We start from the raw sequence: 13,050 nt of genomic DNA, 5'->3' as shown, positions 1-13,050 counted from the left end.
AGGTTATCTTGTGTGTTTATATAATATAAAATAGTATAAAAAGGTGGGATTATGGGAAAAGTTTATTTAAAGACAAAATTTGACAATGAAATGAAAATAGAAATTCCTCACAGTGTAAATATTGCAAATGCCATGTATGGTTTTAGAGAGCTGGGAGCGGAGATAATTCCCTATCATAAAATTACTGAAATTTATGACAGAGTAAATAGAGAAGATATTGTTCTGGATTATATAGATCAATGCAACAGTATATTCTCAAAATTCGGTATTGAACCAAGTATACCTGATTATCCAAAAGTAATGTATAAATTTCTTGGAAGAAAAGTCTGGAAGGACACAATAAACAGTATTTCAAGAAGTGAAGAAAAATGGTCAGCCGGTTATTTTGTTAAGCCTGTAAGAAGCAAAGCATTTACAGGAAAAATAATAAGCAGTATATCTGACCTTGTCGGCTGCGGGAACTATTCTGAAGATTATGATGTACTTGTAAGTGAGCCTTTGGACATATGTGCGGAATGGAGATGTTTTATAATCTATGATGAGATAGTTGACGTCAGACCATATGGTTTATTATTGGACAGAAGCAGAAAAAGTTATAGATACCATTATGATTTTAAAGCTTTGGATTCTATGATGGAGGCATTTATCAGCTGGAAGGAAAGACCGATGGCCTGTAGTTTGGACATATGTGTTACAAAAGACGGTCAAACATTGTTGGTAGAGATAAATGATGCTTATTCACTTGGATGCTACGGGCTTGCAAGTGTTTTCTATGCTAAGCTTATTTCTGCAAGATGGAGTCAGATATTAGGCGTAAAGGATGAGTATCACTTTTAATTTAATATAAGAAATACAAGAAATTGAATAAGTTTTACCGGGAGTATAGGAGAATTAATGGATAATATTTGGAAATCAGGGATGTATGGTTTGATAGTTGCAGATGCAATGGGAGTACCTGTGGAGTTTAGTTCAAGAGAAGATAGAAAACTTGATCCTGTAATAGATATGAGAGGATATGGCACATACAATCAGCCTGAGGGTACATGGTCGGATGACAGCAGCATGGCGATTGCAACCCTTGCAAGTATCAGGGATAAGGGTAAAATTGATTATAAGGATATAATGGATAGATTCCAAGATTGGTGTATGAATGGGGAGTATACACCTTTTGATAATGTGTTTGATATCGGTATTGCAACTTCAAGAGCTATTATGAAATACAGTACCGGAGCCGATCCTCTGCAATCCGGAGGTGAAACGGAGTGGGATAACGGTAACGGTTCACTTATGAGAATTCTACCTGTATGTCTTTACATATTTGAACAGCAAAAAAATTTGAAGTTGCCTGATAATGAAGCGATAGATATTATACATAATTGTTCAGCTCTGACACATGCACATCTAAGAAGTAAAATAGCCTGTGGGATATATTATTTTTTAGTAAAAGCTATTTTAGATAAAGACGGAGAATTAACAGAAAGGCTACAGCAAGGAGTAGACAATGCATTTAAGTATTATAGTGAAAGTACTAAGAGTGAGCTTGACAATTATGACAGACTCATTTCACTTTCAGAATTTAAAGATGTGTCTGAAGACCGGATAAAAAGTACAGGTTATGTAGTGTATACACTGGAGGCTGCGATATGGTGTTTGATAAATACATCATCTTATGAGGAAGTTATTTTAAAAGCTGTAAATCTGGGTGATGATACTGATACTGTAGCAGCCATAACAGGTGGACTTGCAGGGCTTTATTACGGCTATGGTAATATACCTGAGAAATGGAAATCTAAACTACAAAAAAGAGACCTGATTGACAGTTTGTTAAATTGATAAGTAGATATTGGAATTTAATGTCGGCATGGTAATGCCGGCATTTTTAATGTACAGCTTTTTGTTTATACTAAAGATAATAAAAACAGGAGTTGTTTAGGGAGTATATATGAGGAAAGAAAATTTAGAGACAGCTAAAAATTTAAACTTTATTTTTTGCAGTTACCCGTTGAATAAAAAGAGCGTGGATGAGGATTATATGGAAGAATATCAAGCGGCAGGCTTGAATCATTCCTGTGCATTATTTAGTTATGAAGACTTGGAAGTTGGGAAACTGTCGCTTTATGGTGAAGATATTAAAGGTTTGACAATATATAGGGGATGGATGATGTCACCAAATATGTATGAAAACTTTTATAATCTGCTGCTTGAAAGAGGAATACAGCTTATAAATACTCCAAAAGAGTATGCAAAATATCATCTTTTACCCGGATGGTACAAAGACTTTGAAAGTTCTACTCCCTTTAGTATTTGGAGTGAGTCAAAGAATATAGAAGATGCATTAAGACTTACAGACGGATTAGAGGGGGCATTCATTATCAAAGACTATGTAAAAAGTAGAAAACATGAGTGGTATGATGCCTGTTTTATAAAAGATATACGTGACAAGGAAAATATGGAGAGAGTAATCAATAATTTTATTAACCGACAAGGCAGTAATCTTGAAGGTGGGGTTGTACTTCGAAAGTTTGAAAGTCTGAAATCTATAGGAAATCATAAAGAGAGCGGTATGCCTATTTCAGAAGAATACAGAATATTTGTTTTCAAGGGTGAAATATTGATTGCCGATAATTATTGGGATGACAGTGGAGAATTAAATATAACCGAAGATGAATATACTCTGATTGAATCTATAATAAGTAAGATAGAAAGCAGCTTTATAACCATTGACTTTGCAAGAAAAACTGACGGCAATCTTATAGTAATGGAAATGGGAGACGGTCAGGTATCAGGGTTACAGCAAATGGATGAATATGAATTTTATGGTGCTTTTCAAAATCAGGGGAAATAAGAAATGAAAATAGTAATAACAGATAGCGGTATATTATGGCATTATGGAAATCCTATATTAAAAAATTATAAGGACTTAGTGTTAGTGGTCTGTCTTCACGGGAGTAAGGTTACAGATGAATATGAGTGCTTTATCTGTCCGAGAAAATCAGTTGGCCTTGGTATGAGTATGGGGGTTGGCAGTAGAGTTTATAATGATTTAGAAGATGTGGCAGATGAACTTTATAACATGTTACAATCTGAAGATGATATATTATTTTTAACAGATGGCGATCCGGACAGTTTATATCCATACCATATTATAAAAAACAGAAGGCATCATATGAATATTCACCTTTGGGCAAGTCCACCCTGGAGTATTGAAGGAAAGGCAAGGATGAAAACCCATAAGGAAATGCTTTCAGATTTATCAGGTGTAAAATCAATTTGCTATATAGACACTCAGGAATACTTGAAGAATGACTATAAGAATTTTGGTAATCTTTTAGAAGATGTCCAAAATTACTTTGAGGAGATTTTTCCGATTGTAATAGATGGTATAAGTAAATTGGAAAATGAATCCTACTTTGATTTGGCATCAAAAACGTATATTCCACTTGGTAAAATATCGGTTGATGAGTCTATATTAAAAAGTACTGAATACCTGTCAGATAAAAATAGGTATACAGATAATATGTATTTAATTGAGGGTATGGTAGATATTCCTGAGTGCCAAAGGAGTGACAAATATAAAAGGGATATAATACACAGACAGGTAGCCAGAATAGACGGGAAGAAAATTTGCAATTTACTTCGTGAATACAGATATAAATTAGCTCAGATGAATAGTATAGAATTTTATTCTGAGGAGTGCAGATATGTGGGTGCATGTGCAGGAACCTGCGAAAAATGTGAGGAAGAAGCTGAGTATTTAAGTAAGAAGCTTTCAGAGATTCCAAAAGAGAAGCAAAGAATTCCTATTCTTAATCCGGAGGAGGTAGAGTGATGGTCGGAGATATTTTATCTGTTTCAAGGCTCAGAATGGGCACAGATGGAAGAGGTATATCTACTTTGGTTGTATTTTTTGATTGTCCTCTCTACTGTAAATATTGTATAAATGATTTTTGTCATAAAAGTAAAACAGTTTTTGGAACAGTTCCTAATGCAGCCTTCAGCGTGCAGGAGCTGATAGATGTTTTAAAGAAGGATGATATTTATTATTTAATGAGTGGAGGAGGTGTTGTTTTTGGTGGTGGGGAGCCTCTACTGCAATCAAAGTATATTCATAAGGTTTGTACTATGGCAGACCAAAGATGGGCAAAAAGAATAGAAACCTCATTAAATGTTCCTTGGGATTACTTAAAGCCGGTATTGTATGATATGGATGAATGGATTATTGATATAAAGGATATAAATAATGATATTTATAAGAGCTATACAAAAACAGACAATAAAAATATGATTGAAAATTTGTTGAAGCTTAGAAATAAAGTGTCAAAGGATAAGATTCATATAAGGATTCCCAAGATACCTGATTATAATACCTCAAATGATATTGAATATTCCGTACAGTGGATTAGAGATAATATCGGAGTGGAACCTGAAGTGTTTTCGTATAGAAAGACTACAAGCCGGTAATTAAATTGTAAGATTTAGAGCACTTTTTATACTTATAGTATAATGACAAAAGCACTTTACTGTGTTATTCTATCGATAAAGAAATTGGGCGGATTGTGCCCGGAAAGGAAAAGACATGAGAACAATGAATCGTTTTGACTATTTAAATATTGAACGCTTTGATAACGCACTCCTTAGTATGGCGTCTAGGAAGGGCTTTGTTTTAATGCACTCATTGGAGATAGGTCAAGTACGAGAAAATTGTTTGTATAATTATAGGCATAGGTAGATACTATGCTGATATTAGATAAATGTTTTTGAGGCCGCTTACTCTAAATGGGTAGGCGGTTTTTTTGATGTAAAGGAGAAGATATGGATAGAATTGAAATAAAAGGTAGAGTAAATACAGCAGTATGTTATGCAAAGGTTGTAGAGGATGAGGCAATAGAGCAGATAAGAAGAATGTGCGATTATGTGATAACGGAAGGATCAAAAATTCGTATAATGCCTGATGTTCATGCCGGAAAAGGATGTACTATAGGTACTACAATGACTATAAAGGATAAGGCGGTTCCAAATATAGTCGGAGTGGATATCGGATGCGGAATGTACACGGTAAAACTTGGAAAAGTGGAAATAGATTTTGAAAAAGTAGATGAGGCTACTCATTATATTCCATCAGGAATGAATGTATGGGAGGGCAGACAGGAGCACTTTGATTTAACAAAGTTAAACTGCTTCAGATATTTGAGAGATTCAGGAAGGCTTGAGCGTTCACTTGGTACATTGGGAGGTGGAAATCACTTTATTGAGATTGATGAGGCAAGTGACGGATGCAAATACTTGATAGTACATTCAGGATCAAGAAATCTTGGAAAGCAGGTTGCACAGTATTACCAGAGATTGGCGGCAAACTTAGATAGAGGGTATGATACTTATTTTGAAAAAAGGGATGAGATCATAAGAACTTATAAGGAGCAGGGTAGAAAAAATGAGATTCAGGCCGCACTAAAAGCACTTCATTGGAATGTGTATGAGTCGGAAACAAGCATGCCTGATGATTTATGCTATGTTTCAGGAAAATATTTGGAGGAGTATTTAAATGATGTTGAGATTTGTCAAAACTTTGCGAAAAGAAATTGCGAGTTGATGGCAGAAATTATCCTTGAGAGGACAGGGATGAAAAATCTTGAGTCATTCCATACTATACACAACTATATTGATGTGAGTGAGATGATTTTACGAAAAGGTGCTATAGCGGCACATAGCGGTGAGAAGGTTTTGATCCCTATAAATATGAGGGATGGAAGTGTTTTGGCGGTTGGAAAGGGCAATCCTGACTGGAATTATTCAGCACCTCATGGAGCCGGAAGACTTATGTCAAGAACTGCCGCAAAGAATAACTTAAGTTTAGATGAGTACAAAGAGACAATGAAGGGAATCTATTCCACTTCTATAAATGAAAACACATTGGACGAGGCTCCAATGGCATATAAAAGACTTGAGGATATTATAGATGTGATAAAAGACTCTGTAGATATCATCGAGGTAATGAAACCAATTTATAATTTTAAGGCTTCTGAATAGAAAGAGTAACTCTTTACTATCCGGAAGCGGAAAGGAAGAGTTATGTTTATTTTTCCTACCATTGATTTGGTAGCAACAGGAAAAAATATTTTGAGACTTAGAGAAGAGTCAGGACTTAGTGTGAGAGAATTGCAGGACATATTCGGTTTTGCCACTCCACAGGCTATTTACAAATGGCAACATGGCAGTGCAATGCCGACTATAGATAATTTGATAGTACTGTCAGCAGTATTTCAGGTTTCTATGGATGAGATCATCATAGTAGAAAATAATACACAAATAAGTGCATAAACCCTAAATATATACCGATTTTAATTGACTGTGTATATGCGAGATATTAGAATAGCTTAAAAGAGAGGTATATATGGGAATTGAAAAATTGAGTAGAAAAACAGAAATAGAGTTAACAAATATGTGCTTAATCTGTGACGGAAGCAAGGTTTTGGTTCAGGAGAAAACAGGAACTGATGGTTTGGTATTCCCGGGAGGTCATGTTGAAGAAGATGAGTCACTGCTTGAGTCTGTTATCAGGGAGATGAAAGAGGAGACAGGACTTACTATTGAAAATCCTATAGCCTGCGGTTTTAAAGATTGGATACAGGAAGACGGAACAAGATATCTGGTACTCTTATATAAGACTGATAAATTTAGCGGTGAATTAAAGCCATCGGAGGAAGGAAGAGTATTTTGGGTTGACCGGTCAGACTTAGACAGTGTAAACCTTATCTGGAATATGAAGGAGTTATTGGAGATATTTGATTCTGACAGATACAGTGAGTTCTTCTTTAAAATTAAGAACGGAAAATATAAAGGGGAACTGCTTGGATAGTATACATTAAAAATTGATTCGGATATTTATCCGGATCGATTTTTATAAAAAACAATTGACAGATATATTTTTTTATGTAATACTGTGTAATTGAGTTAGGCAGCACTAACGAGAAGTGTTATAAACAATTATTTTATTTTATATTCATGGAGGACATATGAAAAAAAGATATCTATCTATATTGGCACCGGCAGCATTTGCATTGATGGTAACAGGTTGTGGAAAAGCAGCTGATACAGCTACTACAGCTGAGAGCAGCTCGGTACAAAGCGAAAGTCAGTCAGAGGTAAGCAAGGAGAGTAAGACTGATATCGGTAATGAAAATTACGTTTATGCAAAGATAAGCATTCCGTATGCTGACTACTACTATGGAGAGATTAATAATGTAGAGCCTGAGGCTAATCCTGAGAAGCTTACAGCAAAGCTTGATGCTCCGGATGCGGCAGCAGATATCAGAAGTGACGGAAATTATGATGCTGTAAGCTCTGTAACCAATAAAAAGGTTGAAAAGTTTACAACAGTAGTATCGGAAGTTGTTGGTGACGGATCAACAATTTCAGGAGTGAAAGATGTAAATATCGCTATTTCCAAGTCACTTTATGAGGATGCTAAGAAGGCAATAGAGGAGAAAAAAGAGTCAACTAACCCTCTTCTTACATTTGTAGCTGAAATTAAAGAGACTACAGATCAAACACCTGCAGAGTATAAGGTGTTAAACTCAGACGGTACATTCTCAAAGACAGTTGGAAATACTGTTAAAAATGATTTGGAGTCAACAATTACAACTACTTCAAACTATGGAAATTATCAAATTGACATAAAGGACTTAGAAGTTGAAGTTGACAATGTTCAAGGTGTTGTTATAGAAACAAAAGAAGGTAAGAAGTACGGTATGGAACATTTGGCGAATATCTGGCTTTCACCTGAAGAACTTGCATTTGCAGCAGCACCGTTTACAGAGAATCATGGAAATGCACAGGCATATATACGTTATCAGGATTTACCGGGACAGACAATTTCAAAGATTACATATTTACTTAAGGATGCCGATGATATAGAGATAGATACAGATTTGTTCTGCAAGCTTTTGGCACCTGAGAACTACAGCATTAAGGGTGATGAGAGCGCTAATTATACTAAGGACGGCTCACAGATTAAGTTTGAAATAACCTCAGATGATACTAAGTACAGTATCGGAAGAATGGTTTCTAAGAAGAAAGATGTTGATATAGCAAACGTAAAGGAAGATAACGGTACTTTGAATCTTCCAAAGGACATTGTACCCGGCAAGTATCAGTTTATATTTACAAATGATAAATATGCTGATTTGAGTTTCACAGCTGTTATAAATTCAAATTTGAATGCGGAACAGTTCCACTTTGAGAACAATGCTCTTAAACTTGATGAAAATGAGGCAGGACTTACTCTAAAGGATTATATAAGTGCTATTACTTATGCAAAGGTAAATGATACAGAGTATAAGGGCGGCAAGGGTAGAAAGTTTGGAAAAGTTGCATTTAATGAAGATGGAAGTATAAATTTGGATGCAAAATACAGTTCGGACGGTAAGGATGAGCCTGTATTTGCAGAAGCAGGAACATATACAGTTGTTCTTAAGGCTGACGGATATCCTGATTTAACAATTGAGGTAACAAAATAATGAGATTGGTCGCATGTCTTATTGTAGCATTGGCTTTTTTTGCAATTTTAGAAAAGCCTATAAAAAAACATGCAACATATTTTTATATTGCAACGATTTTAATAAGTATATTAACTATAATTGCACCTGAAAAAGGCTTGCCGTTTGTAGTTGATTATATTGCAAATGATATATTGGCGAGAGGCACCTTAGCAGGTGCTCTCTTTATACTTGTTATGGTAGCATCTGTATGTCCGGCTGCAAAAATGAGAGGATTACTGCTACGTACAAGAGGTGAAATGGCAATTATTGCGGCTTTATTTACCTTGATTCACAATATATCACATGGGCAGTATTATTTTGTAAATCTCTTTACAAATATATCTGAATTGGATACACAGAGAATATTTGCGGCAGTATTTTCACTTATAATGATTATTCTTTTGATACCTTTGACAATAACTTCATTTATGGTTATCAGAAAAAGGATGAATCCTAAAAAGTGGAAATCATTACAAAAACTGTCCTATATATTCTATGGATTACTGTTTGTGCATATAGCGATGATATTCAGTATATCAATATTGAACGGATATTTGGAGACACTATTTGATTTAACAGTTTATGCTGTTATATATGTAGTTTACCTTGTTTTGAGAGCTATAAAGTATAAGAAACAAAGAGTGTTATGCGTATTCTTCATTGCAATTATTTGTATTATTTACACAGTCCTTGCCGTATTAGGATTTAGGGCGGCAGGAAAGCATGAAGAAGAAGCACTGGAAGAGCAAAACGCTCAAACCACGGTTTCATCAGATGCCTCATATAAAGACGGAACTTATGAAGGAAGTGCTAAAGGTTACAGTGGAAAGATGACGGTTTCTGTTACTATTGTCAATGGAGAAATCACTGAAATAAATATAGTTGATACAGGGGATGATGAGGAGTATTTAATAGATGCAAGGGATGTAATTCCTGAAATAATAGAAAAACAATCATTGGATGTAGATACTGTAAGTGGTGCTACACACAGTTCTAAAGGAATAATCAAAGCAGTAGGAAAAGCACTTGAAAGTGCAATGGAGTAATCTATTTATAAAAGACCCAAGTGAGAACTTGGGTCTTTTTATGTAATAAAATATTTAGAAATATTACAGTAAAATATATATATCTTACAAAAACATTAAAATGTTAATATAAACTTTATTATTAATTTCTGCTATAATATTGTGATAATTTATACATTATAGTATACTTTATATAAGTTATTCAACGAAATACCGAAGAGACGTACATGAAGACAGGAGGAGTGACTATGAACAGTATACGTAAATTGAGGCTACACAGGGGAATGACACAAAAGGAATTTGGCGATATTATCGGAGTCAAGCAGCAAACGGTATGTAAGTATGAAGGTAAAAATTCAAATGTAAGTTTAAGTGTGCTACAAAAGATAAGCGATAAATTTGATATACCGGTAGAAGAACTGCTTGAAGATAAGATAGACCATTATATAAGTACCGGTAGTAGAAAAAATGCAAGTAATGAAATAAAAGCAAACATAATAGCCAGAGTTAAAAGGTTAAACAGTTACAAATTAAAGAAATTATTGGAATTTCTATCAATTCTGGATGAGGATTGAAAAGATAATTACTTGGAAAAATATTAAATTTGAATGAGGAGGTGTAAAAAATCAAAGCTGTTTTTATAGCAATATCACCATATGATATTTGGCGTGATGCATAGTTTAATATGCAAGACATTGTTTAATATGCTGAAATTAATCAAAATACAACGGAACGTGGTATCAGGTATTGCCAATATGGTGATAGTTAGTATAATGGAACCATCAAACCTTTTACATGATGTTTGGTTTGATATCTTTTTTCTTATAGAAAGCTAGCTTTCTAATCTGCGTATTCTAAAAATTCTACAAAGTTATAAACATCATGACATGTCGGTGCACCGACTATTTTCCACACATAGCCGGGTATTTGATAGTAGGGGCATTTACCCGGCTATATTTAATACTTCTGAAATCAATTCTGAAAACTTCTAAAGACAATGGAATCAAAAATAATTCTCTGATATAATAAAGGAGCAGATATGCAAGAAAAAGATATAACCCAAAAGATGCTTGAAAGACACAATGATGTTTTTTCTGATATAGTAAATGTATTGTTGTTTAGTGGTAAGAAAGTGGTAGAGGAAGAAACACTTTTTGATGCCGTTACGGACAGTGCATTAAAAATAGACGGAAGAGTCAGGTTTCAAGACAGAGATGTTGCGAAATATTGGAAAGACAGTCAGATAAATATAGCACTTTTAGGAATAGAAAATCAGACAACACCCAATAAATTAATGCCGTTTAGAGTTATAAGCTATGACGGTACGGAATATGGTAAACAGTCAAGAACTGAAAATATTGATAAGAAAAAATATCCTGTAATCTCTTTAGTATTATATCTGGGGTTTGAACAGAAATGGTTGTACCCCAAAAATCTGCTTGGAATAATAGATGTTGATGAGAAATTAAGGCCATATGTAAATGACTATAAGATTAATTTGTTTGAGATAGCATATTTGGACAGAGAAACAATAGATTCTTTTAAAAGTGACTTTTGGATACTTGCAGATTATTTGTATCAAATGCGGGTAAATAAGAATTATGTTGCAGATAAGAGGTCAATAGGCCATATAGAGGAATTACTAATGCTTATGTCTGCAATGACAGGCGATAAAAGGTTTGAAGATATTATTGATGAAGCAAATAAGAAGGAGGTTGTGAATATGTGCGAAGTATTGGATATAGTTGAGGCAAGAGGGATAGAAAAAGGAATAGAAAAAGGTGCCGATTTAATAAGCAGATTAAATACAATATTGGCTAAGGAAGGTGATCTGGACAAGATAATAAAAGCCAATACTGATAAGAGATATCGCAATGAGCTTTTAAAAAAGTACAATCTTTTAAGGGATTAATTAAAGTAAATATATTGATCAAAAAATCGCGATACCGACTCGGTACGCGATTTTTATAATGTGTATTTAAATATTAAATTTGTATGATGAACTATAAAAATTCAATGTGTTTTTTATGGCAATGTGACCATAAGAAAATTGTCCATATGCACAGTTTTATGAGATAAATTTATTTAATACGCCCAAATTAATCGGAATACAACGGAACGTGGTATCAGGTATTGCTAAAATAGTGTTAGTTAGTATAATGGAACCATCAAACCTTTTACATGATGTTTGGTTTGATATCTTTTTTCTATAGAAAGCCAGCTTTCTAATCTGTATTTTCTAAAATTCTACAAAGTTCTAAACATCATGACATGTCGGTGCACCGACTATTTTCCATACATAGCCGGGTATTTGATGGTAGGGGCATTATACCCGGCTATATTTAATACTTCTGAAATCAATTCTGAAAACTTCTAAAGACAATGGAATCAAAAATAATTCTCTGATATAATAAAGGAGCAGATATGCAAGAAAAAGATATAACTCAAAAGATGCTTGAAAGACACAATGATGTTTTTTCGGATATAGTAAATGTATTGTTGTTTGGCGGAAAGAAAGTGGTAGAGGAAGAAACACTTTTTGATGCCGTTACAGACAGTGCATTAAAAATAGACGGAAGAGTCAGGTTTCAAGACAGAGATGTTGCAAAATATTGGAAAGACAGTCAGATAAATATAGCACTTTTAGGAATAGAAAATCAGACAAATTCGGATAAATTTATGCCGCTAAGAGTAATGGGATATGACGGATTGGAGTATACAAGACAGGTCAGAAAAGAATGTAATGGTGAAAGCAAATACCCTGTAATTACCTTGGTATTATATCTTGGTTATGATAAAAAATGGACATACCCGAAGAATCTATTCGGGGTTTTAGATATAGATGAAGAGCTTAAGCCATATGTAAATGATTATAAAATCAATTTATTTGAGATAGCATATCTGGACAGAGAAACAATAGATTCTTTTAAAAGTGACTTTTGGATACTTGCAGATTATTTGTATCAAATGCGGGTAAATAAGAATTATGTTGCAGATAAGAGGTCAATAGGCCATATAGAGGAATTACTGATGCTTATGTCTGCAATGACAGGAGATAAAAGGTTTGAGGAGATCATAGACGAAGCAAATGCGAAGGAGGTTGTGAATATGTGCGAAGTATTGGATATAGTTGAGGCAAGAGGGATAGAAAAAGGAATAGAAAGAGGCAGAGAAGAAGGAATAGAAAAAGGTAGGGAAGAAGGTGCCGATTTAATAAGCAGGTTAAATACAATATTGGCTAAGGAAGGTGATCTGGACAAGATAATAAAAGCCAATACTGATAAGAGATATCGCAATGAGCTTTTAAAAAAGTACAATCTTTTAAGGGATTAATTAAAGTAAATATATTGATCAAAAAAGGGGCTGTCGGGAAATGGCAGCTATAAAAGAGGGAGGAGTAACTCAAAACGAGTCACTCCTCCCTAAGTTTTTGCATAAAAAAAGATGGCTAACGACAACCATCTTTCTCCGTTACATGTTATAATGTA

Annotated in this window: 13 protein-coding genes; all 13 read left to right on the top strand. The window is 34.3% G+C overall.

What is annotated here, in order from left to right; genetic code table 11:
• Positions 1–51: 51 nt before the first annotated feature.
• The 13 genes from SBH76_RS11105 to SBH76_RS11045 all read left to right on the top strand — a co-directional run bounded on the left by SBH76_RS11105 (position 52) and on the right by SBH76_RS11045 (position 12,895).
• The gene (locus tag SBH76_RS11105; RefSeq protein ID WP_317977851.1) at positions 52–837 is read left to right on the top strand and encodes an ATP-grasp domain-containing protein; all 786 of its coding nucleotides are present in this window, start codon (positions 52–54) and stop codon (positions 835–837) included.
• Between the two features lie 57 nt (positions 838–894).
• A complete protein-coding gene (locus tag SBH76_RS11100) occupies positions 895–1,833 on the top strand; it encodes an ADP-ribosylglycohydrolase family protein (RefSeq protein ID WP_317977850.1) in 939 nt (312 codons plus the stop codon).
• 109 nt (positions 1,834–1,942) lie between these two features.
• Positions 1,943–2,845: an ATP-grasp domain-containing protein gene (locus SBH76_RS11095; protein WP_317977849.1), complete on the top strand. Its 903-nt coding sequence runs from the start codon at positions 1,943–1,945 to the stop codon at positions 2,843–2,845.
• A gap of 3 nt (positions 2,846–2,848) precedes the next feature.
• Positions 2,849–3,829, top strand: a complete 981-nt coding sequence (locus tag SBH76_RS11090; RefSeq protein ID WP_317977848.1) for a membrane receptor RagA — start codon at positions 2,849–2,851, stop codon at positions 3,827–3,829.
• Positions 3,829–4,461 (top strand): radical SAM protein, encoded by a 633-nt coding sequence (locus SBH76_RS11085; RefSeq protein ID WP_317977847.1) that lies wholly within the window; start codon positions 3,829–3,831, stop codon positions 4,459–4,461. The genes SBH76_RS11090 and SBH76_RS11085 overlap by 1 nt, the downstream gene beginning before the upstream one ends.
• Positions 4,462–4,812: 351 nt before the next feature.
• Positions 4,813–6,027, top strand: a complete 1,215-nt coding sequence (locus tag SBH76_RS11080; protein ID WP_317977846.1) for an RtcB family protein — start codon at positions 4,813–4,815, stop codon at positions 6,025–6,027.
• A gap of 42 nt (positions 6,028–6,069) precedes the next feature.
• Entirely contained in the window at positions 6,070–6,318 is a 249-nt protein-coding gene (locus SBH76_RS11075; RefSeq protein ID WP_317977845.1) for a helix-turn-helix domain-containing protein, read from the top strand.
• Between the two features lie 73 nt (positions 6,319–6,391).
• Entirely contained in the window at positions 6,392–6,856 is a 465-nt protein-coding gene (locus SBH76_RS11070; protein WP_317977844.1) for an 8-oxo-dGTP diphosphatase, read from the top strand.
• A gap of 157 nt (positions 6,857–7,013) precedes the next feature.
• Entirely contained in the window at positions 7,014–8,516 is a 1,503-nt protein-coding gene (locus tag SBH76_RS11065) for a hemoblobin-interacting domain-containing protein (protein ID WP_317977843.1), read from the top strand.
• A complete protein-coding gene (locus tag SBH76_RS11060) occupies positions 8,516–9,583 on the top strand; it encodes an FMN-binding protein (RefSeq protein WP_317977842.1) in 1,068 nt (355 codons plus the stop codon). Before SBH76_RS11065 ends, SBH76_RS11060 begins: the two co-directional genes overlap by 1 nt.
• A gap of 227 nt (positions 9,584–9,810) precedes the next feature.
• Complete coding sequence (locus SBH76_RS11055) at positions 9,811–10,137, top strand: helix-turn-helix domain-containing protein (RefSeq protein WP_290649711.1); 327 nt, start codon at positions 9,811–9,813, stop codon at positions 10,135–10,137.
• Between the two features lie 464 nt (positions 10,138–10,601).
• On the top strand, positions 10,602–11,474 hold the full coding sequence (locus SBH76_RS11050; protein ID WP_317977841.1) for an Rpn family recombination-promoting nuclease/putative transposase: 873 nt from the start codon (positions 10,602–10,604) through the stop codon (positions 11,472–11,474).
• A gap of 512 nt (positions 11,475–11,986) precedes the next feature.
• Complete coding sequence (locus SBH76_RS11045) at positions 11,987–12,895, top strand: Rpn family recombination-promoting nuclease/putative transposase (RefSeq protein ID WP_317977840.1); 909 nt, start codon at positions 11,987–11,989, stop codon at positions 12,893–12,895.
• Positions 12,896–13,050 lie beyond the last annotated feature (155 nt).

It is taken from the genome of Lachnoanaerobaculum sanguinis (assembly GCF_033242365.1).
Lineage (GTDB): Bacteria > Bacillota > Clostridia > Lachnospirales > Lachnospiraceae > Lachnoanaerobaculum > Lachnoanaerobaculum sanguinis.
This window is presented reverse-complemented; position numbering and strand designations above follow the sequence as displayed.